The 23,431-nt window shown below is 57.9% G+C and carries 18 protein-coding genes; 12 read left to right on the top strand and 6 right to left on the bottom strand.

Annotation, left to right across the window (positions count from 1 at the left end):
- Positions 1-79: 79 nt before the first annotated feature.
- Positions 80-1,189 (top strand): helix-turn-helix transcriptional regulator, encoded by a 1,110-nt coding sequence (locus tag LPW13_RS07550; RefSeq protein WP_230438828.1) that lies wholly within the window; start codon positions 80-82, stop codon positions 1,187-1,189.
- A 128-nt stretch (positions 1,190-1,317) separates the two neighbouring features.
- On the opposite strand, the gene LPW13_RS07545 is transcribed toward LPW13_RS07550, so the two are convergent.
- Positions 1,318-1,764, bottom strand: a complete 447-nt coding sequence (locus LPW13_RS07545; protein WP_230438827.1) for a GNAT family N-acetyltransferase — start codon at positions 1,762-1,764, stop codon at positions 1,318-1,320.
- Positions 1,765-1,769: 5 nt separating this feature from the next.
- On the opposite strand from LPW13_RS07545, the gene LPW13_RS07540 reads away from it, so the two are divergent.
- The 6 genes from LPW13_RS07540 (at position 1,770) to LPW13_RS07515 (ending at position 9,553) form a co-directional block, all read left to right on the top strand.
- Positions 1,770-2,336, top strand: a complete 567-nt coding sequence (locus tag LPW13_RS07540) for a tRNA-uridine aminocarboxypropyltransferase (RefSeq protein ID WP_230438826.1) — start codon at positions 1,770-1,772, stop codon at positions 2,334-2,336.
- Positions 2,337-2,434: 98 nt separating this feature from the next.
- Entirely contained in the window at positions 2,435-3,838 is a 1,404-nt protein-coding gene (gene dbpA, locus LPW13_RS07535) for an ATP-dependent RNA helicase DbpA (RefSeq protein ID WP_230438825.1), read from the top strand.
- 139 nt (positions 3,839-3,977) lie between these two features.
- The gene (locus tag LPW13_RS07530; RefSeq protein WP_230438824.1) at positions 3,978-4,664 is read left to right on the top strand and encodes an ABC transporter ATP-binding protein; all 687 of its coding nucleotides are present in this window, start codon (positions 3,978-3,980) and stop codon (positions 4,662-4,664) included.
- On the top strand, positions 4,640-7,072 hold the full coding sequence (locus LPW13_RS07525) for an ABC transporter permease (RefSeq protein ID WP_230438823.1): 2,433 nt from the start codon (positions 4,640-4,642) through the stop codon (positions 7,070-7,072). The genes LPW13_RS07530 and LPW13_RS07525 overlap by 25 nt, the downstream gene beginning before the upstream one ends.
- 138 nt (positions 7,073-7,210) lie before the next feature.
- Entirely contained in the window at positions 7,211-8,149 is a 939-nt protein-coding gene (locus LPW13_RS07520) for a lipocalin-like domain-containing protein (protein WP_230438822.1), read from the top strand.
- A gap of 282 nt (positions 8,150-8,431) precedes the next feature.
- The gene (locus tag LPW13_RS07515) at positions 8,432-9,553 is read left to right on the top strand and encodes an endonuclease/exonuclease/phosphatase family protein (RefSeq protein WP_230438821.1); all 1,122 of its coding nucleotides are present in this window, start codon (positions 8,432-8,434) and stop codon (positions 9,551-9,553) included.
- Positions 9,554-9,628: 75 nt separating this feature from the next.
- Here LPW13_RS07515 and LPW13_RS07510 read toward each other — a convergent pair whose 3' ends face one another.
- The 4 genes from LPW13_RS07510 to LPW13_RS07495 all read right to left on the bottom strand — a co-directional run bounded on the left by LPW13_RS07510 (position 9,629) and on the right by LPW13_RS07495 (position 11,890).
- Positions 9,629-9,817 (bottom strand): helix-turn-helix transcriptional regulator, encoded by a 189-nt coding sequence (locus LPW13_RS07510; RefSeq protein ID WP_230438820.1) that lies wholly within the window; start codon positions 9,815-9,817, stop codon positions 9,629-9,631.
- Positions 9,818-9,841: 24 nt separating this feature from the next.
- A complete protein-coding gene (locus LPW13_RS07505) occupies positions 9,842-10,888 on the bottom strand; it encodes an NAD-dependent epimerase/dehydratase family protein (RefSeq protein ID WP_230438819.1) in 1,047 nt (348 codons plus the stop codon).
- A gap of 30 nt (positions 10,889-10,918) precedes the next feature.
- The gene (locus LPW13_RS07500; RefSeq protein ID WP_230438818.1) at positions 10,919-11,323 is read right to left on the bottom strand and encodes a hypothetical protein; all 405 of its coding nucleotides are present in this window, start codon (positions 11,321-11,323) and stop codon (positions 10,919-10,921) included.
- Between the two features lie 138 nt (positions 11,324-11,461).
- Positions 11,462-11,890 carry a hypothetical protein gene (locus LPW13_RS07495; RefSeq protein ID WP_230438817.1) on the bottom strand — a complete coding sequence of 143 codons (429 nt, stop codon included), beginning with the start codon at positions 11,888-11,890 and terminating at the stop codon, positions 11,462-11,464.
- A gap of 239 nt (positions 11,891-12,129) precedes the next feature.
- On the opposite strand from LPW13_RS07495, the gene LPW13_RS07490 reads away from it, so the two are divergent.
- Complete coding sequence (locus LPW13_RS07490; protein ID WP_230438816.1) at positions 12,130-14,337, top strand: OsmC domain/YcaO domain-containing protein; 2,208 nt, start codon at positions 12,130-12,132, stop codon at positions 14,335-14,337.
- Between the two features lie 114 nt (positions 14,338-14,451).
- Here LPW13_RS07490 and LPW13_RS07485 read toward each other — a convergent pair whose 3' ends face one another.
- Positions 14,452-17,412 carry a M16 family metallopeptidase gene (locus LPW13_RS07485; RefSeq protein WP_230438815.1) on the bottom strand — a complete coding sequence of 987 codons (2,961 nt, stop codon included), beginning with the start codon at positions 17,410-17,412 and terminating at the stop codon, positions 14,452-14,454.
- A gap of 219 nt (positions 17,413-17,631) precedes the next feature.
- Between LPW13_RS07485 and LPW13_RS07480 the strand changes: the two genes are divergently transcribed.
- The 4 genes from LPW13_RS07480 (at position 17,632) to msbA (ending at position 23,426) form a co-directional block, all read left to right on the top strand.
- Entirely contained in the window at positions 17,632-20,253 is a 2,622-nt protein-coding gene (locus tag LPW13_RS07480; protein WP_230438814.1) for a DNA internalization-related competence protein ComEC/Rec2, read from the top strand.
- 174 nt (positions 20,254-20,427) lie between these two features.
- Positions 20,428-21,048 carry a MotA/TolQ/ExbB proton channel family protein gene (locus LPW13_RS07475; protein ID WP_230438813.1) on the top strand — a complete coding sequence of 207 codons (621 nt, stop codon included), beginning with the start codon at positions 20,428-20,430 and terminating at the stop codon, positions 21,046-21,048.
- Positions 21,049-21,071: 23 nt separating this feature from the next.
- Entirely contained in the window at positions 21,072-21,491 is a 420-nt protein-coding gene (locus tag LPW13_RS07470; protein WP_230438812.1) for an ExbD/TolR family protein, read from the top strand.
- Between the two features lie 96 nt (positions 21,492-21,587).
- Positions 21,588-23,426, top strand: coding sequence for a lipid A export permease/ATP-binding protein MsbA (gene msbA / locus LPW13_RS07465; RefSeq protein ID WP_230438811.1), 1,839 nt, complete (start codon positions 21,588-21,590; stop codon positions 23,424-23,426).
- Positions 23,427-23,431: the final 5 nt, after the last annotated feature.

The following is a 23,431-nucleotide window of genomic DNA, read 5'->3' as shown; positions in this document are numbered from 1 at the left end:
GTTCGTCATATTCAAGGCTTGGGGATAGAGGGTTCGCAAAGCGAATACCCGGTATGACACAGTCATCACAGGAAAAACCATGACTCTGGCACTGCAGAACGAACCCGGCCTGATTCAGGCCCTTTATCAGTCACTCACCGACCGGGAAGGCTTTCATACCTTCCTGGAAAAACTGACCGGTGCCATCAATGGTTGTGCTGCCCAGCTACTGGTAGTTCACCGTCAGCCATTGCGCATGGAGCACCTTTGGTATCATGGTCTGTCCGAGGAGTTCATCAATTGGTATCTCGAAAACAATATGATCGCCCAGGACGTGGTAACCAACCTGGCGGTCAAGCAGGCGCCGGGCCTGTTCCAGCCGGCTCTGCCACTGCTGTCAGACTTCCAGCCAGACGAAGACTATTCCAAATGGGAAAATGAGCAGGACATGCTGGATTCTGCCTGGCTGGTGATTGATAGCACACGAACCCACAGCTTCGTACTGACCATTCAGCGTACCGTTGCACAAGGCCCTTATCAGCAGGCCGAGCTGGATGCGCTCAATCGGCTGGTTCCGCATATCCGCCAGACGGTACACCTTTACCGGCAGCTGGAAACACGCAGTCAGGCCGCATCTTCACTGGCAGCTGTCATTGACGTCCTCCCCGACGCCACCTTTGTGCTCGACAGCCTGGCCACCATCCTCTACTCCAACAAGGCTGCCCGCGACCTGATCGCCCGCGAGCGATGCCTCGGCATTCGTGATGAGCGTTTTTGCTTTGCAGAGAACGATGTGCAAAGCGCCTTTTTTCGAGCCTCTGCCCAAGTGGTGCGGTCCAGCATGGGCAAGGAAGACTATTGCTGCGAGACCCTGTTTCTCAAGCGGGAAGGGCGTAGCCCACTGATCTTCGTTATTCGCCCCATTGAAAGCAGCGAATTGCTGGCTGGCGGCGCCCTGGTCAGCGTGTATGAACCGGACAACCGCTCCCTTCCCAGCGTGGAAAATATCGCTACCTATTTCGACCTGACCCCGGCCGAGGCGCAGGTTTGTGAACGGTTAGTTGCAGGACTGGACGTGCAGGCTATCGCCGAGCAACTGAGTCGCGGGGTTGCAACTGTACGATCCCATATCAAGCAGGTATTCCAGAAAACCGGCTGCTCGCGACAAGGAGAACTGATCAGCCGGATTATGTCGGCATTACTGCGATAGCATAAAAAAACACGCAACGATTCAACGCTCTCTGTCACTCCAGGCTCGCCCCGGAGCGTCACCCCTGCTTCCACTGGGGCATTGCGTATAGAGAACGCAGACTCTCAGGGGAAAGACAGTTATGGTGGTTAGACGGAGTAGTGCATCACCACAATATCCCGCCCCTGTTTTTCGTAGGTATGGAATCGATCGCTGATAGCCGAAGGCTGTCCCTCAGGCTCAACCTCCACGTATCCCAATGAAGTGTAAAATGGCACCAGATGTCGATAGGGGAAGGTGAAGGTCTGCTCGTCGTACTTCTCTGCCATACCGTTCAGCAACAACCGCGCCACACCGCGCCCCTGCCAGTCCGGCGCTACCGCCACTCCGGCCAACAGCTGGCTGTCCGTCAACTGACGCAGGCAACCACAGGCAATAATGCTATTCTGGACATCCCTGACCACCGCGCAGGGATCATGCCGCTTCGCCTTACCGCGAAATTTGTGCGCACGATAGAATTTGTTGGCCAGCGGCATTTCTGCATCCGTGAGCCAGTGCACCGACAAAGTGTCTGCCGAAAGATCATCAGTTACCATCTTCTATGCCACGCCAAATCTGTCCAACCTGCCAACGCCCACTCAAAGTCTGCTATTGCAGCGCGCTGGTCCATATCCCCAACCGAGTCAAGGTGCTGATCATACAGCACCCCATGGAGCAGAAGCATCCGTTCAATACCGGGCGCATGGCGCATCTGTGCCTGGACAACAGTGCGCTGGTGGTGGCTGAGAGCCTGTCAGACGAGGAGCTGGCAAAGCTGTTGAAGCCTCGATCGGTATTGCTCTATCCGTCCCTGAGTTGGTTGCCGGAAGTGGAGCAGGTTGAGCCCGGTGCGCCGCAGGCAGGGGTGTTGGAGCAGCTGGTGGTGATCGACGCTACTTGGCGGAAGTCCAAAAAAATGCTGCATTTGCACTCAGCGCTGCAACAGTTACCGCGGGTAAGCTTGGAGGGTGCGTTTAGATCGAACTATCAGATACGAAGGTCCTCGCTGGAAAACAGTCTCTCTACCGTCGAAAGCATCGTCATGGCGATGGCGGGGCTGGAGCCGGGCAAGGACTTCCAATCCATGCTGCAGCCCTTCGAAAAAATGATCGCGCTGCAATCCCGGTAGTAAACCGGGATCAATGCGTTTTACATCCACGGTTATGTTGGGAAATTGCGCTGGGCTTCCCTACAATACGCCGCTATTTCTCCAATCGAGCCTCCCTTGTGACCACTCCTGACAATAACCACCCCCGCGATTTCCAGTCCCTGCCGCTGGAGCAGGCCCTCCTGAAGAACCTGGAGGACCTGGGCTATACACGCCTGACCGAGATCCAGGCCGCTGCGTTGCCAGCGATTGTCGCCGGCAAGGATGTAATCGGCCAGGCGAAGACCGGCTCGGGCAAGACGGTAGCGTTTGGTCTGGGTCTGCTGCACAAGCTGCGGGTAGAGCGGTTCCGGGTGCAGTCGCTGGTGCTGTGTCCCACCCGCGAGCTGGCGGACCAGGTGGCGCGGGAGCTGCGCAAGCTGGCGCGGGCGATCCACAATATCAAGATCCTGACCCTGTGTGGGGGCATGCCGTTTGGACCGCAGATCGGTTCCCTCAAGCATGGTGCCCATATTGTGGTGGGCACGCCCGGGCGCATTGAAGACCACCTGCGCAAGGGTAATCTCGATCTGAGTAATGTGGAGACCCTGGTGCTGGATGAAGCGGACCGCATGCTGGACATGGGCTTCCAGGCGGTGCTGGACCAGATTCTGGCGGAACTGCCGCAGCAGCGGCAAACCCTGCTGTTCTCTGCTACCTATCCCAAAACCATTGATGCGCTGGCCGCGCGGGTACTGCGCGACCCGGTTACGGTGGAAGTAGCGGCCGGGCATACCCAGAGCACGATTGAGCAGAACTACTACCGCGTAGAGAACAACGAGGCTCGCCCGGCGGCTTTGTATCAGTTGCTGGCCAACTACGACGCGTCCTCCGCGCTGGTGTTCTGCAACACCAAGAAAGAGGCTGATGAAGCCGCCGAGACCCTGAAGCGTGCCGGCTTTGCCGCGCTCGCGCTGCACGGTGATATGGAGCAGAAAGACCGCGACCGCACCCTGGCACTCTTCGCCAACGGCAGCGCCTCGGTTCTGGTGGCAACCGACGTGGCTGCACGCGGGCTGGATATCGAAGAGCTGCCGGTGGTGGTGAACTACCACCTCTCCCGTGACCCGGAAGTGCATGTGCACCGAGTCGGCCGCACGGGGCGGGCAGGGCAGAAGGGCGTGGCGCTGTCACTGGTCAGCAAAAAAGAGATCTACAAGCTGGAGCGGCTGGAAGAGCTGATGCAGCAGAAGATCACCCTGCAGGAAGTGCCGCAACTGCCCAAAGGCTTCGCTCCCACAAAACCTGTGATGTCGACCCTGCAGATCGACGGCGGCAAGAAACAGAAAGTCCGTGCCGGTGATGTGGTGGGCGCGCTGACCGGCGACGGTGGCATCGACGGTTCACAGATCGGTAAGATTCAGTTATTTGATTTCTCTACCTTTGTTGCAGTACAGCGGCCGGTTGCCAAGAAGGCTTTGAACAAGCTCGCCAACGGCAAGCTGAAAGGTCGTAAATTCCGCTCGCGTATTGTGGGTGTGTGAACGCCCTGCGACAGTTAAATACTCCAATTGACCGGGCAATGCCGGATGCATTCGGTGTCACCGTATAGGTCCCCTCCAAAAAAACACCGGGTGCGATAGACTGATTGGCAGAACCAGCGATCAGTCAGCCCGGCAAACTATGAATAATGCCCTGATTCAGGCACAAAACCTCTCCCGCTCTTACCGCAATGGTCGCGAACAGATCAGCGTGCTGCACGGTTTGTCGCTGGAGCTGCGGGGCGGTGAAGCGGTGGCAGTTATCGGTCCTTCGGGATCGGGCAAGAGCACGCTGCTGAACCTGCTCAACGGGCTTTTGCTGCCAGACAGCGGCCAGCTGCAGGTATTCGGCCGGGCGCATTCCGATCTTACGGAAAACGACTGGGCCGAGCTCCGCCGTACCCGTATCGCCACACTGTTCCAGGATGGCAACCTGATCCCCACACTCACTGTTTCCCGCAACATCGCTTTCCGCGCCGGGCTTGCTGGCTTGCAAGCCCACGACGGCGAGGCGCTGCTCGCGCAGCTGGATATTGCGGACGTTGCGCACCGTTATCCCGATCAACTCTCCGGCGGCCAGCGACAGCGGGCGGCGCTGGCCTGTGCTTTTGCCATGCGGCCGGAATTGATCCTTACCGATGAACCCACCGGAAGTCTCGACTACGCCACTGCCCAGCGTGTGGTGCCGTTGTTTTTCGATGCGATCCGCGAGCGCGCGCTGGGCGCACTGATCGTTACTCACAATCCCGAACTGGCCCAGCGCTGCGACCGGATTCTGGAACTGCGGGAAGGAGCCCTGCGTCCATGGGACTCGGCAGTGTCTTCCTGAGCCATTATCTCCGTCATCCCGGTCAGTTGGTCGGGTTGCTGCTGATTCTGGTGTGTGCCGCCATGCTGTGGAGTGGGGTGCGTTCGTTGACGGGCTCGGCGGAGAGTGCGGTGGCAAAATCCCGCGCGACGCTGGAGCCGTTGCTGAGTGTGGTGCGCGAGGATGGCGCTGCCCTGGCGGTGGAGGACTTCACACGGCTGCGTCGTGCGGGTTTCTGTGTGTCGCCACGGTTGGAGGTGCGCTTTGCCGACCGCGACGCCCCTGCGGTGATTGGTATTGATCCGTTCACTGCTGGCTGCTTGCGGCAGTACCGCGAATCGGGAGAAGAAGGGGGTGTAGAAGAGGGTTCAGAGAATGGCGCCAACATCGCAGGAAAATTACTGTCGGCTCTCGACAGGCCATTGCTGCTTGGCAGCTCCCGGGATCTTGCCCGTTGGCAGGCACTGTCGTTACCTGGAGCGGAAGCCATTGAACTCGACGAAAGCGACGGCATTCCGCGCGGGCAGTTACTGACGGATATTTCCGTCGCTGCGGAACTGGCCAGCAGCGGGCGCAGCACGTTGCAGATACTGTTGCCCGCGGTAGAGACAGAGAAGAGCCCGCTCCCCGCGGGTTATCGCGGTGAAGTGGAAGACTACGGTGTGCAGCCGGATCCACTGGTGGAGGCTTTCCTGTTGAGCCTGGACGCACTGGGTGCACTCGCATTGCTAGTGGCGGCGTTGCTGGTGCGCAGCGTATACCGCTTTTCCATGGAGCAGCGGCGCCGGAGCCTGGAAATTCTGGTCCGGATCGGTGTGCCGCTCGTCAAGCTACGACTGGCGCTGCTTTTAGAAGTGTTATTGGTGGCGTTGATCGGCGGTATTGCAGGCGTGTGGCTGGGTGAACGGCTGGCGTCGGCGATGGCCGATGGCTTCCAGGGGACGCTCAGCGGGCTTTTCAGTATCGATACTTTGGCGAAGAGTGTACCGACCACACAAACCTGGCTCGGCATGGTGCTGATTCTGGCGGTGGTGGTGGGCTGGGCCTGCCTGGACCTGCTGATGTTGCGACGGGCACAGTGGGGCGGGGCCGAAGTGAATGGCGCACAAGCTGGCAGGTTGAAGGCCGGCTACTGGCGCTGGTTGGGCGCAATCGGGCTGGTGGCAGTATCCCTCGCGATATTGCTGTGGACGGACAAACTTTGGCTGGTGTTTGCCTCTGCCACCGGCTGTCTGCTCGGAGTAGGCCTGCTACTGCCAGAAATTCTGAACCGCTTGTTGGCGCGCGCAGAACACCACTGCCGGCAACCACTGCCGGAGTGGTCCTGCTCCGAAATGCGCGCGCTGTGCCGTTTGTTGAGCCTGCCGCTCACTGCACTGGCCTTTTCCATCGCCACCGCGATTGGCGTGCAGGCAATGGTCACAGGGTTCGAATCCACTTTTGCCCGCTGGCTCGATCAGCGCCTGCAGGGCGATCTATACGTCGATCCGGGCCGGCCGGTGGCCACTGATGAATGGCGTGCGCAGCTGCGGAACCTCCCGGATGTAACCAGCGTACTGCCCATGGTGCGCGGCCGCGCATTACTGGAACAGGAACCGCCGGCGGATGCAATGCCCGTGGATGTGCTGGCGATCGATCCGGGCTCACCGCTGTTGCAGGAATGGCCATTCAAGGCCGCCGCCCCAGACCTTTGGACTGAACTTTCAAACCGTGGCGTGCTGATCAATGAACAGCTGGCGCAACGGCAGTCGCTGGCAGTCGGCGACCGTATTCGGTTTCAATTGGGAGAAACCAAGCACGCCCGTGAGGTAGTCGGCATCTACGCCGATTACGGCCGGCCTCAGGGTGAACTGATGTTGCCACTGGCGCTGGTGCCGGATTCGCTGCCCAATCGTTATTCCACCTTTGTGCTGGACGTCAGTGACATCCAGCGCACCTCCTGGCAGGACTGGCCAGCACAATATACCTGGATGGCCGGCAGTCGACTGCGCGATCAAGTAGGATTGAAACAGGCGGCCAACGCTGCCTTTACCCGCACTTTCCAGCTGACCCAGCTGCTGAACGTGTTGACCCTGGCGCTGGCCGGTACCGCGCTCGCGCTGATGGGACTGGTGATTTTTCGCATGCGGCAGGGGAGTTATACCTTGTTGCATGTTTACGGTGTGCAGCGCCACAAATTGCGCGGTCGATTGATCGCACACAGTATGCTCGTGACCGGTCTGCTGGGGCTGTTGGCAATCCCGCTGGGCGTATTCCTGGGTTGGGTATTGGTGGCACGGGTAAATCCCGCGGCATTTGGCTGGACGCTGCCGTTGCACTTCTATCCGGGGTTCTGGTTGCAGGTTTGGCTGGTGTGTCTGCTGATTGGCGCGTTGGTGGGGGCATTGGTAGGCAATCCGGTGCGGCTGGAAACGCTGAAGAATGAATAGGAAACAATGAATAGCCTCGGCCGCACACTGTTAATTTCTCTCCTGTTGCTATCGGGTTGCGCCAAAGAGCCCGCCCCTCAGTCCTCTCTCGCTGCACTCAGCGATCCGCCGGCGGGCTTTCGCCAGGCTGCATCGGGTATGACCGTACAATTACCACAGGATCTCGGTCCACACCCGCAGTACCGCCTGGAATGGTGGTATCTCACCGCCAACCTGAAGAGTGCCGACGGCGAACCTTTTGGTGTGCAGTGGACCCTGTTCCGCAATGGTATTCACCCCGGCCCGTTCAAAAACAGAGAGCCGGGCTGGGACCGCAATGAAGTCTGGCTCGCGCACGCTGCCCTGAGCCGCCCCAACGATCACCACTTCGCCGATCGCGCCGCCCGCGGTGGCACCGGCCAGGCCGGCGTCACCGCAAAACCCTTCAAAGCCTGGATCGACCACTGGCTGCTCGAGAGCCTCGATACCGATACCTGGCTGCTAGCGGTGGACGGTGAGGACTTTCGTTACCGCCTGCAGGTTCAGCCCCAGCTACCTGCAGTGTTAAATGGTGAACGGGGCTTCAGTGCCAAGTCTGCAGGCGGCGGAGGCTCGATGTATTTCAGTTATCCACTGCGGGTTGTCGGTGGTGATATCGAAATGAATGGCGAAAAATACCAGGTTAGCGGGCAGGGGTGGTTCGACCGCGAATGGAGCAGTCAATACCTGAAGCTGGACCAACAGGGCTGGGACTGGATGGCCCTGCACCTCGACGATGGACGCCACCTGATGGTATTTCGGGTGCGCGGTGCAGAGGACTTCTATTCGGGGACCCTGGTGGCTGTGGATGGCAGTGCAGAAACACTGGGAGCCAGCGACTTCAGCCTGCGTCCCGTCCGGTATCGCAATAGTCGTTACGGTAGAGTTCCCGTGGCCTGGCAATTGCGTGTGCCGGCGCAGGCGTTAAACCTCAGCATACAGTCCTGGCCGGGTGACTACTGGAGCGCCGGGGTATGGCGATACTGGGAAGGCCCGGTTTCAGTCGGCGGAAGCCATCGTGGTGAAGGTTATCTGGAGATGACTGGATATGAAAACTGAGATACGCGAGTGGGATGCTGAAAAGTGAGATGCAGAGAAAGGACGCTCCTGCTTTTCCTGTCGCACATTTGAAGCATTTTGTTGGCAAACTGTGTTCTTTATTGATGTCTGATTTACCGGTGTATGTTTGTGAGTAAATGCATTCAGTTCTGTAAAACGGTGGTGCTTGCGGGTCTTTGTTTCTCGGCTGTTTCAGTTTCCCACTTGGCTGAGGCGAGTGATGGGGCAAGGTCTTGTGTTCTGGGCGACCGCGGTGGAAATGATCCTGGAGACGTCATCCGCGTGGCCACCTTCAATGCCTTCCTCAACCGCACGAATGAGGGTGACCTGCTGAAGGAGCTGGCGGAACGCGACAGTCCGCAGATCCGTGCGGTGAGTGAAATCATCCAACGGGTTCGGCCCGATATCCTGCTGCTCAATGAAGTGGATCGCGATAGCGAGGGTGAGGCCGCGGCGCTTCTGCAGAAAAATTACCTTGCTGTACCGCAGCGTCAACAACACGCCATCGAGTATCCATACCGCTATTTTGCCCCGGTGAATACCGGTGTCGACAGCGGTTTGGACCTCAACAACGATGGCCGGCTGGGCACTCCTGAAGACGCTTTCGGCTACGGTACCTTTCCCGGTCAATATGGAATGCTGTTGCTGTCGAAATATCCTCTACAGACAGCGAGCGTCCGCACTTTCCAGAATTTTTTATGGAAAGATATGCCCGGCGCCCTGATACCCAACGAATACTACCCGCCGGAGGTATCGGGGCAATTGCGGTTGTCCAGCAAAAGCCACTGGGACATCCCGCTCAATATCCAGGGCAAAACCCTCCATATTCTTGCGGCCCACCCGACGCCGCCGGTATTTGATGGCCCCGAAGATCGTAATGGCCGGCGCAATCACGATGAAATCCGCTTCTGGGCCGACTATATCCGAGGAGAAGACTATTTCTACGATGACCAGGGGAGAGCAGGCGCGTTAGCGCCCGGCGCGCGCTTTGTGATCCTTGGCGATTACAATGCGGATCCCCACGACGGAGATTCATTGAACAATGCCATCGGGCAATTGCTGCAACATCCAGCCGTTGCTGAAGACCGCCCCCCTGCGAGTGACGGAGCCCTGCAGGATGCGGCATCCGCTGGTCAGGTAAATGACCAGCACCGCGGTAATGCCGCTTTTGACACCGGTGCTTTCAACCCGAAAGGTTCTGGCAACCTGCGGCTGGATTATGTGCTGCCATCCCGCCGGGGGATCACTCCGCAGTGTGCTTCGGTGTTCTGGCCCGCAGAGGGGCAGGCGGGAAGGGAGCTGGTCGGGAAAGGACACCCGGTTGTTTCGTCCGATCATCATCTCGTATGGATGGATCTGACGCTGGACGACCTGGATAGCGATTCCGCGGGCGAGGTCCGATAAGCACGACACCCCTGGCACAGATAGATCAGGTAGACAGAAACACCGTGTGAGGTATTGCCGGAGGCAGCGGCAGCTTTATGGTGTAAAAATATCCTCTATCGCTGCCCCAAAACACTTCGCTATTTTAAAGGCCAATGGCAGGCTGGGGTCGTATTTTCCGGACTCGATCGATATTACCGTTTGGCGACTGACGTCCAGAATGTCGGCCAGTTGCTGCTGCGTCAGTTGTTGATTTTTTCGATATTCTCTCAAGCGGTTTTTCATCGTACGTCTCTTGGGCCGCTATATTCACTCGCGGACGAGCTTGTCGGATAACAGCTGCGCTACATGGTCATTCAGCGTTTTGGCTGGGGCATTGTAGGTAAGGTTGAGTTGGTTGCGACTGGACTGGTTATCAAATGCCAGAGGGTAGTTTACGTTATCGGCAATATAGCGCCGGCGCATGCCAATAAGTGGGGCGATAAGCCACAGCAACCATTTTGGCGCTTCACCGGTTGGTAATTTCTGCTCAAGATTGAAGCGCTCAGTGTCAATCAGCCGGGCAATATCCAGTAAGCGGAGGCTTTCTGCCACCGCAATATAGCGGCTCCCACTTTCTCCCCGTAACGCGGCCGTCACATGGGCCTCGGCCGCATCCCGTACATCGACCAGCCCGAGCCACAGTCTGGGTACGCCGCGACGGAAGGAGCCGTTAAGAAACTGTCGCATCATCGTGACGCTGGTACTGTCCATTCGCCGGGACAGCGAGGGGCCAAAGATGGCGCCGGGGTGAATGGTAACCAGGCTCCAGCGTTGCTGCTGTTGCTGTAATTCCCAGGCCAGCGCTTCGGCGCGGGTTTTGGCATAAGCATAAGGGTTGTTTTCAGGCGTGGCGCTGTGGTTGATGTTTTCAGTGTTGACTGCGCGGGCCTTCGCTGCGTGGATTTCGCGCGCACTGTTATACAGCGCGACGATACTGCTTGTCAGTACCACTCGCTGTACTGACGGGGTCCGTTCTACACTGCTGATTACATTCCGTGTGCCTTCCATGGCCGGGCGTAGTAACTGCTCTTCCGGGGACTTTGGTTGTTCAAATAAATAGGGGGATGCACTATGGATAACCAGGTCGCACCCGACGATGGCCCGATCAAAGCTCCGCGGCTTCAGCAGGTCGGCTTCGAATAGTTTTAACTTGCCCGGATATTCTGTTCCGAGCTTTAGCAGGTGGTCGATTTTTTCCTGGTCATGCAGATTACGCACGGTGCCATGCACTTCCATTCCCCGGTTGAGCAGGGAATACACAATCCACGATGCCAGATAGCCGCTGGCGCCGGTTACCAATACTCTTTCTTGCATGATGCGACTTCCTGTCGATATTGATGTTTCCTAGGAACGGTAACCGTGATCGCGGAAGGACAGGCTCAGCGACCACGCCACAAGTGTGATCAGCATCATCCAGAATCCGTTAAAAAGCGGTAGCAGCTGGTTGACCTGTAGTATGCCGATGATTGTGAATAGGGAAAAAAGGAGGGGTAGTGCAATGGCGCAGGCCTGACGGTATAAACTCTGGTGAAACTCGTCACTGCGGCGGTAAAAGAAATACACCAGAAGCACCACACCAAGCGCTGCCAGCAGCAAACCGCTGATAACCAGCCCGCGACTGTTTGGTGTTTCCAGGTACAACGGTGTGAATGACGCTAGAACGCCTGCTCCCAGTAGAATAAGCCCGCTTACGATTCGGATGAGATAGGGCAGGTTTAGCCCCATCACATTTTCGCCTTCCTTGGCCATACAGTGCCTGCCTTTCGGTTTCCCTGATTTCTGGTTGTAAAGTGTGCTTTACATGCTATGGCTGATACGGGGAGTGGTCAAGGCTGCTTTACATTTTAGTGGTGATTTAGGCGCCTGATTTTAAGGCCCCATGGACCACTAGAATCGAATGCGAAGCCCAAGCGCCCCATCTACGCCAAAACCTTCGTCACGGTCGTTGTCACTGAACGCAAAATGCGGCACCGCCTGAATATAGACTTGCAGGTTTGGGGCGAGGCCGAAGTTCAGGCCAACGGGCAGGCGGACACCGGCCCTGTCATCGTGGTGGTGGTTATCTGCTCCCTCAAAAAAACCACCCAGATCAACATAGCCGTTCAGCGTGCCGCGATCGTTGTGGAAGTTCTGAATTCGCATGTCTACTGCCAGGGCATCGCTGTTCACAAAAACCGAGGTGCCGTGATACTGCGCAGTCACACCAGCGCCCAGATCGTAGGCAACGCCGAGACCGAGCTCTGAGTTGCTGTTTGCTTGTGATTGCGCGCTGAAAACTGTCGCCGCAATGGCCAGGGGAACCCATTTAAACTGCATAAATACCTCATGGTGGGCTTGTTGGTGGGCGTGAAAGATCGGGGAGTTTATCGTTATGGGCGCCGCTTGCTTTGTCGCAGGTCACAGGAATGCAACGAATCTGCCTCTGATCTCTCGCATTTATTTGAAACGGGCGAGACGCAGCGCGGCAGAATCTGGATAATGCCGCGCACTCAGCCCTTGTGCCGACAGCGTCTTGTAAACCCGAGCGGCGAAAACCTCCAAACCCGGTAGTCTCCATGGAAATCAACGTCAACTTCCTCGATAACCTGCGCCTTGAAGCCAAATTTGACGACTTCACGGTCATTACCGATCAGCCCATCCGCTATAAGGGCGATGGTTCGGCGCCGAGCCCGTTTGACTACTTCCTGGCCTCTTCCGCCCTCTGTGCGGCGTATTTTGTTCGTGTCTATTGCCTGGCACGGGATATTTCGACCCACAACATTCGTTTATCGCAGAACAATATTGTCGATCCGGAGAACCGCTATAACCAGATTTTCAAAATCCAGGTAGAGCTGCCGGAGGATATTTCGGAAAAGGACCGGCAAGGCATCCTGCGCTCCATCGACCGCTGCACCGTAAAGAAAGTGGTGCAGACAGGACCGGACTTCCAGATCGAGACGGTGGAGAACCTGGCGGAGGATGCCCAGGCATTGCTGATGGTGGAACCGGATGCGGAACACCAGACGATGATCGAGGGCAAAGATCTGCCGTTGGAGCAGACCATTGCCAATATGACGAAGATCCTCGCGGATCTGGGAATGAAGATCGAGATATCCTCCTGGCGCAATATCGTGCCGCACGTGTGGTCGTTGCATATCCGCGATGCGGCTTCCCCCCAGTGCTTTACCAATGGTAAAGGCGCGACGAAAGAGAGCGCGCTGTGTTCCGCACTGGGCGAGTTTATCGAGCGTCTGAGTTGTAATTTCTTCTACAACGACCAGTTCTTTGGCGAGGAAATTGCCAACGCCACGTTTGTACATTACCCGAACGAGAAGTGGTTTCCGCTTGAGGAAGATGACGGGTTGCCGGAAGGGATACTGGATGACCACACCCTGGCCATCTACAACCCGGATGGCGAGCTGGCCGGTTCCAACCTGATCGATACCAATTCCGGCCGCGCAGATCGCGGTATCTGCTCGCTGCCCTTTGTGCGCCAGTCCGATGGCGAGGTGGTGTATTTCCCATCAAACCTGATTGAAAACCTGTTCCTGAGTAACGGTATGAGTGCGGGTAACACGTTGGCGGAAGCCGAGGTGCAGTGCCTGTCGGAAATCTTCGAACGCGCGGTGAAGAAGGAAATTCTGGAACAGGAAATCGCACTACCTGATGTGCCCCGTGAAGTGCTGGAACAGTACCCGGATATCATCGAAGGCATTGACGCGCTGGAAGCGCAGGGCTTTCCGATTCTGGTGAAGGATGCGTCCCTCGGCGGTCAGTTCCCGGTGATGTGTGTCACCTTGATGAACCCCCGCACCGGTGGTGTATTTGCCTCGTTCGGTGCCCATCCGAGCTTCCATGTGGCGCTGGAGCGCAGCCTGACCGAGCTGATGCAGGGCCGCAGCTTCGAGGGGCTGAACGATGTGCCGCCGCCCACGTTCAACAGTCTGGAAGTCACCGAGCCACAGAATTTTGTCGAACACTTTATCGATTCCACCGGCGTGGTTTCCTGGCGCTTCTTCAGTGCCAAATCCGATTACGAATTTGTGGAATGGGACTTTACCCCGGATGTCAGCTCAGGCAATCCCGCGAACACCAACAACACGGAAGCGGCCCGCCTGTTCAAGATTCTTGAAGAAATGGGCAGGGAAGTGTACGTAGCGACATTTGAGGAGCTGGGCGCGCCAGCGTGTCGGATCCTGGTGCCGGGCTACTCAGAGGTGTATCCGGTGGAGGATCTGATCTGGGATAACACCAATAAGGCCTTGGATTACCGGGAAGATATCCTGAATCTGCACCGCCTGGATGATGATGAGTTGGAAGACCTGGTGGAGCGCCTTGAAGAAAGCCAGATCGACAACTACGAAACCATCATCACCCTGATCGGGGTCGAGTTCGATGAGAATACAGTGTGGGGTCAATTGACAGTATTGGAGCTGAAACTGTTGATCTACCTTGCGCTACAGCGTCATGAAGAGGCGCTGGAGCTGGTGGAAGCGTTTCTGCAGTACAACGACAACACGGTAGAGCGCGGGCTCTTTTATCGCGCGGTACAGGCGGTACTGGAAATTGCGCTCGACGATGAACTGGAGCTGGAAGACTTTATCTTCAATCTGGGGCGGATGTACGGTGAGGATGTGATGCAGGCGGTAGTCGATTCCGTCGACGGCTCCGTGCGTTTCCACGGTCTCACCCCCACCAATATGCAACTGGAAGGGCTGGACAAGCACCTACGTTTGATTGAGAGCTATAAAAAGCTGCATGCGGCGCGGGCGGCTGCTCGCTAAACGGGGTGGCCCTTAACTATTAACTGTTAATAGTAGGGTGGATAAGCGCGGCGCTTATCCACCCTGCAAATTCAACACGTCACTCCCGCCTGCACGGGAATGGCGAGGTTGGCTTCAGTGGGCGCTGGCCGATTCTGTTGCCGCTGGTGCGGATTCGGCTTCAATCACGTTGCCGTCTTCATCCAGCTCCACGATCGGCAGCTCCAGCGCTTCCAGATCCTTACGGATGCTGGCCGCGTCACCCACCACGACGATGGCCTGATTCTCAGGTTCCAGAATACCGGTAAACACCTTGTTCAGTGTCTCCCGGTCGGTCTCCTTCAGGATCGCGTTCTGTTGCGAGCGGTAATCCAGCGGCAGATCGTAGTCCAGGATACGGCTCAGCAGGCCGAGCTTGGCACCGGGGGTTTCGTAGTTGCGCGCTTCCTGTTGGCCGATGGCGGAGCGCAGGTAATCAAACTCAGCTTCGGTCATCCCTTCCTTGTCGTAGGTGGCCAGTTCGGTCAGCACCTCATTCAATGCATCTGCCGTTGCCTCCTTCTTCACTTCCGAACTGAAGGTATACAGACCGCTTTCGGGGCCGCCATTCAGGTAGGTGCGTGCACCGTAGGTGTAGCCCTTGTCTTCACGCAGGTTGAGGTTGATACGGCTGGAGAAATTGCCACCCAGGGGGAAGTTGCCCAGGTAAGACAGATAGTAGTTGCCCAGTGCATCGTAGGGCAGCGCGTGCTGACCGGTGCGCAGGCTCGATTGCGCGGCCCCTTCCTTGTTGACCAGGTAAATGGTCTGGCCTTCGATCTTGGGCTGTTGCAGCGCGATTGCGGGACGGACTGGTTTGGTGACTTCCAGCTTCGCCAGGCCGTCGAGTGATTTGACGATGGTGTCATGGGGCAGGCTGGTGCTGGCGGTGACACCCAGCAGATGGTTGGGGAAGTGTGCCTTGTAGTAGCCCTTGACGTCGTCGAGGGTGATATTGGCCACGGTATCCGGCAGGCCGCCCATGGGGTAGCTGAGCGGGTGTTGTGGGCCGCGCATTACTGCACCGAGGGCGCGAGTTGCCAGTCCCTGTGGGGTTTTGCGGGACTGTTGCAGGCCCTCGATGGTCTGCTGCTTGATACGGGCGAAATCTTCCTCAGTAAACGCCGGTTTGAGCATGCGCTCCATCATCAGCGGCATCGCCGCATCCAGATGTTTGGCCAGTACATTCAGGGTGACAGTGGTGTCGTGCGCGCCCGCATTCACGCTGACAGAGGCACCCAGGCGCTTCAGGGCCTCGGTGAATTCCGCCGCACTGCGTTCTGTAGTGGCTTCGGTCATCAGTGACGTCATCATTGCGGTGAGGCCGGCTTTGCCTCGGGGCTCGTCGCGCTGGCCAACGCCGAAGACGGCGCGCACGGTAACGGTGGGGGTTTCGTCGTTCTGGACCGACAGCAGGCGTACGCCATTTTCCAGTTTGCCGTCTTTGATCGCCGGCAGTTCCACTTGCGGGTTGATACCGGGTGTGGGCTGCACGCTGCGGTCGAAGTCGTCTTTTACCGGACGCAGTGCCAGTGCTTCGTCTTCATCGGCGTAGCTTTCGGGAATGGTGCGGTCCCACTCATAGTTCTGTTCCGCTGCGGCCAGTTCGGTTTTGCCGTTGGGCACGATGCTCAGCAGGACCGATGGCTTGCCGGCGACATATTCATCGAATACACGGGTAACGTCCTCGGTTTCAACCGACAGGTATGCGTTGATCTCGTCGTCGATGCCTTTTGGGCTGCCGGTGAAGGTTTCGAAGGCGGCCAGGGTGGAGACCTTGCCGGATACGGACTGCAGGCCGAATACGCGGCCGGATTCATAGCCCGCTTTGAATTTCACCAGGTCGTCTTCGGAAACGCCGCGCTCGACGAAATCGGTCAGTGTGTCGCGCACGGCCTGCTCCATTTCCGCGAGGGATTCGCCGGAAGCCGGGTTCTGGATCACGATAAACCACATCTCGCAGGCCAGCTCCTTACAGGAGTGGGTCACGCTGGCCTGGACCGCGCGGCCGGTCTGTACCAGGCGCTTGTAGAGCATGGAGTCCTGGCCCTGGCCGAGAATGGCTGCCGCCGCATCCAGTGCTGGCTCGTCTTCGTGATTGGCGTACACGGTGGGCAACATCATCGCCAGCGCCGGCAGGTGGATATTGTCCTCGAGGGTTACGTAGCGGTCTTTCTCAAGGGTGGCCGGTTGCTTCGGCAGGTCTTTGACTTCGGGGCCGGCGGGAATCGGGCCAAAGTATTTGGCGACCCATTCCAGGGTTTGCTGTTTGTCGATATCGCCACCGATGGTGAGCACCGCATTGTTGGGGCCATACCAGCGCAGGAAGAAACGCTTGAGGTCGTTGAGGTCGGCGCGGTTCAGGTCTTCCATCCAGCCAATCACCGGCCAGGAGTACGGGTGGCCGTCTGGATAGGTGGAAGCGTACATGGTTTCCAGGGCGCGGCCGTAGGGGCGGTTGTCCACACGCTGGCCGCGTTCGTTCTTCACCGTCTCCCGCTGCACCTCGAATTTCTCTTCGGTCACCGCGTCCAGGAATACACCCATACGGTCGGATTCCAGCCACAGCACGGTTTCCAGCTGGTTGGCCGGGACGGTTTCGTAATAGTTGGTGCGGTCGGTATTGGTGGTGCCGTTCAGGGTGCCGCCGGCTTCCTGAATGATTTTGAAATGCTGCTCGTCACCGACGTTGACGGAGCCCTGGAACATCATGTGTTCGAAGAAGTGGGCAAAGCCGGAGCGGCCCGGATCTTCGCGGTTGGAGCCTACGTGGTAGGTCACATCCACGTGCGCCAGCGGATCGGAGTGATCTTCATGCAGCACTACGGTCAGGCCGTTGGCGAGCTTGTATTTGCTGTAGGGGATGGCGATTTCTGCGCCGTCGCCGTCGAAGGTCTCTACCAGGGTGATGCCATCGGGCAGCCGGGTATCAGCGGCCGCCGCTTTTTCTGCCGGGCTGTTTGCTGGCGATTGCGCGTCGGGCGAGGCTGATTCCTTACCGCAGGCGGCAACAAGCAGCGCTGCGGTGAAAATCAGAGCGATTTTAGTGCGATCCATTGGCGAAGTGCTCCATTTTTTATTGAGACCCTTCGATCCTACCACAGCCCGCTGGCAGTCAAAGCGGCGGCGCGGTGAAGGCCGTTATCCGATCGGCAGGCGGTACCTTTGTACCAGTTAGCGCCAGGCGTTGGGCTGTGGCAATCTTCCGGCGTAGACCTTTGAAGGGTTGCACTACCAATATCAGACCCATTCAACAGCAGAGGCAGGGAAGTCTTGTTGTCCGTTCTGACAGGTGCCGGTCGCGATCCTGTGCACCGTGTACTCGAATCACTCAATACTTCGACGGTAAATGCGTTTACCACCCAATGGGTGGTGTCTGTGTGCCTGTGGGGCTGGCCTGCGGGCGTGGGCGCCGTTTCGTTGTTGCCGCATCTTCCCCAAGGTGCGACCTATTGGCTGTTGTTGGTGGTTTCGTCGACCTGTTGCATATGTGGTCGATGGGCCAGTTCATGGGGCAGATGGTTGTTGTTGCCAGGTGTTGCCGGGTTGGGACTGGGCTGGGGGATCTGGCACGCCCAGGGGCTGATGGACGCCCGTCTGCCGGAGGTGCAGCACGGGTCAGATTTTCCGCTCACCGTCGAGGTGGTGTCGCTACCTGAAGTAAGCCCGGCGACATTTCGTTTCGGGCGGGCGGAGGGGGAGTCCGGGCCGGCATACGATATCCGTTTCACTGCGCGGGTGAATGCGCCCGCGCCCGCGTTTTTACTCGATCGCACCCTGTCCGTTCGTTGGTATGGCGTGCCTGAAGCCCAGCGCCACCAGTTGCGCAATGGCAGTCATTGGCGCATGACCCTGCGGCTGAAGACCCCGCGTGGCAGTATCAATCCGCACACTTTTGATTATGAAGCCTGGTTGCTGCAACGGGGCATTGCTGCCACCGGCTATGTGCGCAGTCGTGACGGGGTCCCTGAGCTGGTCGCTGAGGGGCGGGGGTTTGGATACTTTCGCGAGGTGCTGCGGGACGGGCTTTCTGGTCAATCCAGAGAGGGCGAAGGGCAGGTAATTACTCAAGCACCGGTTATGGCTGCGCTGTTACTGGGCGACAGGAGCGATCTGGAACCGGAGACTCGCGAGTTGCTCCGGAACACCGGCACCGCCCATCTGTTGGCGATATCCGGGTTGCATGTGGGGATGGTGGCGGCCATTGGCCTGCTGCTGGGGAGGCTGATCTCCTGGCTTATCGGTTTGTACCGCCCCCTGTCACCGGGACTGCTGCCGGCGATCACAGCACTACTGTGTGCGGGGAGTTATACACTGGTGGCGGGTGCGCCGCTGTCTGCGCAGCGCGCGCTGATCATGACGGCGGTACTACTGCTGGCCTGGCTCTGGCGCCGACGGATCGGTGCTGGCAGTGGTTTTGCGCTGGCGCTCGCTGCGGTCGTTACTTGGCAACCACTGGCGCCGTTGAACGCGGGGTTCTGGTTGTCGTTTGGTGCGGTGGCCGGTTTGTTGCTGGGCTATAGCGGCCGCTTGCGCATTCCCGCCACAGAAAATGTGGATGAGAAGCGCTTCAAATTCAGAATACGGGACTGGCTGTACAACCTGACGCGTAGCCAGTGGTTGATATTCGTGTGCCTGCTTGTGCCCTCGGCATTGATCTTTTCCGGTGTCAGTTTTTCCGGGTTGCTGCTCAATTTGATGGCGATCCCGTGGGTGGGTTTTCTGGTATTGCCGGTATTGCTGCTTGCCGGCGTCGTACTCTCGCTAGGCTATTTATTTCCCGGAATATTGAATGGCAGCGTTCTACCGGTGCTGCTGAATTATGTGGACTGGCAGCTATCCTGCCTGCTGGATTTTCTCGCCGCTGGTGAACAGTTGGCGCCGGGCTGGCAGCCACTGACAATCGTCGACCCGCTGCTGGCCGGATTGGCGTTGCTTGCGGTTTTATTGCTGATCCTCCCCAGAGGGTTCCCCGGGCGGTATTTGGGTTACGTATTGCCAGTTTTACTTGTATTCGGTTGGACTGCGCGCGGTGAACCCGGGCTGCCTGTGTCAGTACCCGATGGCAACGGCGAATCGCTCAGTGTTACGGTTCTGGATGTGGGACAGGGGTTGGCGATTGCGGTTCGCAGCGGTGGTACCAGCCTGGTGTTTGATACCGGAATCGACAGTCCCTCCGGCTGGAGCGCGGGAGACAGCATCGTCGCGCCCTATCTGCGGGGCGAGGGCGTGCGGCGCGTGGATGCACTCATTCTGAGCCATGGAGATCGGGATCATGCCGGGGGCCTGGCGGGGCTGTTGGCGGTAATGCCGGTTGATCGTGGGTTCGCGCCGGGTCAATTGAAGGCACGATTTTCGGAAGCGGCAATACCGACAGAGCCCTGTATTGCCGGGACCAGTGTGGTGCTCGGAAAACAAGCCGGGGCTTTCAAGCTCGATTGGCTGTGGCCGGAAAGCACCGCGCTCACCGGTGAAGAGAATGCGCACAGTTGTGTGGCGCTGCTGCAATGGCGCGGGCATCGTATCCTGCTGACCGGAGACATCCCCGCATCTGTGGAGCGACGGCTGGCTTCGCAGTATCCGGATTTTGCAGCGGTAGATTTGCTGGTGGCACCGCACCACGGCTCTCGCAGTTCTTCATCGCTTGCGCTTGTGCAGTGGGCGCGGCCGGGCAGGGTGGTGTTCAGTGCCGGCTTTCGGCATCACTTTGGCCACCCACACCCGGATGTTGTGGAACGTTTTGCTGCTGCGGGTAGTCAGATTTTCAACACGGCAGAGATGGGGGCGGTGCGCTTTGAGTGGTCGGGCGAGGCTGAGAATGCAGTGATTCGGCTCGCACGGTGTCGCAATCGATTCTGGTACAAAAATTCCGCTCTGTGCGAAGACTGGAGAATGTAATTGTCTGTTTTTTGTGCGCTGGCGAAATGGTGGTCTGATCACAGCGTTGAAAAAGATGCCGTGTCTAGGCTTAGACGCCGTGCGGAGCTGTGGTAGAGTTTCCCGTCTTGGTTTTTGCGTATGCCTGTTTAGGTCAGTTGTTTTAGGTAAATAGGAAAGTAGGGCAATTAAAAAGTGTTGGAAATAATAAAGTCCGGCGGCTGGTTGATGCTGCCTATCCTGCTCTGTTCTGTTGCGGTTATCGCCATCTGTATCGAGCGTCTCTGGACGCTGAACGAGCGTAAAATTGCGCCGCGTGCATTGCTGGGGGAAGTGTGGGGGTGGCTAAAAAATAATCAGGTGAGCACCGAAAAAATCAAAGAATTGCGCGACTCCAGTTATCTGGGGCGCATTTTCGCCGCCGGCCTGTCCAACTCCCGCCATGGTCGTGAAGTGATGAAAGACAGCATCGAAGAGGCTGCGAGTCAGGTTGTCCACGAATTGGAGCGCTTCCTGGGCGCGCTCGGGACTATCGCCGCGGTAGCACCGCTGATCGGACTGCTCGGTACTGTAGTGGGGATGATCCAGGTATTTACCGCAATCATGCTGGAGGGCACCGGCAACGCCGGCGTTCTGGCGGGTGGCATTTCTCAGGCACTGATCACTACCGCTGCAGGCCTCACCGTGGCAATTCCTGCCTTGATGGCTCATCGCTATTTCCAGCGCCGTGTGGACACCATTGTGGTCACCATGGAGCAGGAAGCGGTGAAACTGGTTGATGCGCTCCACAGCGACCGCCGTGTGGAAGCGGCCTGAGGCCGTCCACGGAGGAGTGCCCGATGCAATTTCGTCGTCAAAGTAAAGAGCAGGACGGAGTCAATCTGACACCACTGATTGATGTGGTGTTCCTGTTGCTGATCTTCTTCATGGTGTCCACCACCTTTACCAAGGAAAGTCACCTGAAGCTGAACCTGCCCGAGGCCGCCGGTCCCAAGGCAGAAAACCCGCCTGCGAGCATTGAAGTGCTGATTAACGCGGATGGCTCCTATGCCGTTGATGGCCGTGCCTTGATCAATAAAAAGCTCAATACCCTCAAATCTGCGCTGTCGGAAGTTTCGTCAGAGGAGTACAATCGCCCGCTGATCATTACTGCCGATGCGACTGCTGAGCATCAGGCGGTAGTTCGCGCGATGGACGCTGCGGGGCAGCTGGGGTTTGTGAATCTCAGCATTACGACCCGGCAGCCTGACGAACAGTAATCTATAAAGTGTTGAATGGCCGGGGTTTCTACCCGGCTTTCTGGCTAACGGCGGGCATGCTGCCCGCCCGGCTGGACAACACGCTGCCAGACTTCTATGGATAAATCCGCACATCCGGTGCTGAAACCTCAGCACGGTGCCCACACTTACCGTCGCCTGCTTTCCTACGCCGTCCCTCAGTGGCCGCTGTTTGTGTTGGCGGTGTTCGGCTTCATGCTGTTTTCCTTTATGGAGGTCACCCTGATTGCGGTGACCGAGCTGTTGCTGGATGCTGTCGGCGCGGGTATTCAGGAGGGCAGGGGCTTCCTTTCCGAAATCGTTGCCCGCCACTTCCCCGGTGGGGTGATGCCGCAGGCAACGGCTCGTTGGCTGGTGCCTGCGGCGATGTTGGTCATCATCATTTTGCGGGCGATCGGAAACTTCGTAGGGAGTTACGGTCTCGCCTATGTGGCGCGGGCGGTGATTCATCAACTGCGTGCGGAATTGTTCCAGCACATCGGCCAACTCCCCAGTAGCTATTTTGATCGCTACACCGGTGCCTTCCTGATATCGAAAGTCGCGTACAACGTCGAGCAGGTAACCAACTCCATCACCAAGGCGTTGAAGACCATGATCCGGTCTTCGTTTACGGCTATCGCGCTGCTCGTTTATCTGTTGATGGTGAACTGGAAGTTGACCCTGACGTTCTTCATGTTTGTACCGGTTATTGCAGTGATCGTCAGTCTCGTCGGCAAGCGTTTCCGCAAGTTGAGCCATCGCATCCAGAACAGCATGGGTGACGTTACCCACGTGACCCAGGAAGCCATCAATGGCTATGAAGTGGTGCGCATGTACGGTGGGCAAAAATATGAGAATGCCCGTTTCGACGCAGCCAGCAATAACAACCGCCAGCAATTCATGAAGCTGGTGGTGGCGGACAACGCCAGTGTTTCAGTAATCCAGACCCTGGTCGGTCTCGCCACCGCGGTACTGGTGTGGCTGGCGCTTGCGCCGGGGATGGTGGAGTCGATGACGCCGGGTGTGTTTGCCTCGTTTATCGGTGCCGCTGCGTCTTTGGCGAAGCCGATCCGCAGTCTGTCAGAGGTATATGCGGAGATTCAGAAGGGCATCGCTGCGGCGGAGAGCATTTTTGAGGTGTTTGATTCCCCCAAAGAACCGGAGGGCGGGAGTGCCCATCTGCCCCAGCCGGTAACCGGGGCGGTCACTTTTGAGCATCTGGGTTTCCGCTACAACGAGAGTGCGCCGGCGGTGCTGAGCGATATCAATATCGAGGTGCAGGCGGGGCAGACGGTCGCGCTTGTGGGTGCGTCTGGCTCTGGCAAGAGCACGCTGGTCAGCCTGATTTCCCGTTTTTATGATGCCACGTCCGGTCGTATCCTGCTGGATGGCACGGATATTAACAGTGTGCCGATTACGGAATTGCGCGAGCAGATCAGTCTTGTGTCGCAGAATATTGTGATGTTCAACGACACGGTGTACCGCAATATTGCATACGGGGAGCTGGAGTCGAAAAGCGAAGAGGAAGTGCTGCGAGCGGTGGATCTGGCCCATGCGCGGGAATTCATTGATGAATTGCCTGAGGGGTTACAGACCCAGCTCGGCGACAATGCGCAGATGCTTTCCGGTGGCCAGCGCCAGCGCCTTGCGATCGCCCGCGCACTATTGAAAGATGCGCCGGTGCTGATTCTGGATGAGGCGACTTCAGCGCTGGATAACACCTCTGAGCGCCATATCCAATCGGCCCTGGCCGAGGTCATGAAGAACCGTACCACTTTTGTGATTGCCCACCGCCTCAGTACCATTGAGAATGCGGACCGTATTCTGGTCATGGACCAGGGGCGTATTGTCGAAAGCGGCAGCCATAGTGAGCTATTGGCAAAAGGCGGGCGTTACGCTCTGTTGTTGCAACAACAATCCGGCGATAGGGCGGAGTGAATAGG

The organism is Microbulbifer celer, assembly GCF_020991125.1.
Taxonomy (GTDB): domain Bacteria; phylum Pseudomonadota; class Gammaproteobacteria; order Pseudomonadales; family Cellvibrionaceae; genus Microbulbifer; species Microbulbifer celer.
This window is presented reverse-complemented; position numbering and strand designations above follow the sequence as displayed.

Excerpts from the sequence above, each read along its gene's own strand:
- LPW13_RS07470 (WP_230438812.1), top strand. The coding sequence starts at position 21,072 with ATGCAATTTCGTCGTCAAAGTAAAGAGCAGGACGGAGTCAATCTGACA.
- LPW13_RS07520 (WP_230438822.1), top strand. The coding sequence starts at position 7,211 with ATGACCGTACAATTACCACAGGATCTCGGTCCACACCCGCAGTACCGC.
- LPW13_RS07485 (WP_230438815.1), bottom strand. The coding sequence starts at position 17,412 with ATGGATCGCACTAAAATCGCTCTGATTTTCACCGCAGCGCTGCTTGTT.
- LPW13_RS07540 (WP_230438826.1), top strand. The coding sequence starts at position 1,770 with ATGCCACGCCAAATCTGTCCAACCTGCCAACGCCCACTCAAAGTCTGC.
- LPW13_RS07490 (WP_230438816.1), top strand. The coding sequence starts at position 12,130 with ATGGAAATCAACGTCAACTTCCTCGATAACCTGCGCCTTGAAGCCAAA.
- LPW13_RS07510 (WP_230438820.1), bottom strand. The coding sequence starts at position 9,817 with ATGAAAAACCGCTTGAGAGAATATCGAAAAAATCAACAACTGACGCAG.
- LPW13_RS07525 (WP_230438823.1), top strand. The coding sequence starts at position 4,640 with ATGGGACTCGGCAGTGTCTTCCTGAGCCATTATCTCCGTCATCCCGGT.
- LPW13_RS07505 (WP_230438819.1), bottom strand. The coding sequence starts at position 10,888 with ATGCAAGAAAGAGTATTGGTAACCGGCGCCAGCGGCTATCTGGCATCG.
- LPW13_RS07500 (WP_230438818.1), bottom strand. The coding sequence starts at position 11,323 with ATGGCCAAGGAAGGCGAAAATGTGATGGGGCTAAACCTGCCCTATCTC.
- LPW13_RS07530 (WP_230438824.1), top strand. The coding sequence starts at position 3,978 with ATGAATAATGCCCTGATTCAGGCACAAAACCTCTCCCGCTCTTACCGC.
- LPW13_RS07545 (WP_230438827.1), bottom strand. The coding sequence starts at position 1,764 with ATGGTAACTGATGATCTTTCGGCAGACACTTTGTCGGTGCACTGGCTC.
- LPW13_RS07550 (WP_230438828.1), top strand. The coding sequence starts at position 80 with ATGACTCTGGCACTGCAGAACGAACCCGGCCTGATTCAGGCCCTTTAT.
- LPW13_RS07495 (WP_230438817.1), bottom strand. The coding sequence starts at position 11,890 with ATGCAGTTTAAATGGGTTCCCCTGGCCATTGCGGCGACAGTTTTCAGC.
- msbA (WP_230438811.1), top strand. The coding sequence starts at position 21,588 with ATGGATAAATCCGCACATCCGGTGCTGAAACCTCAGCACGGTGCCCAC.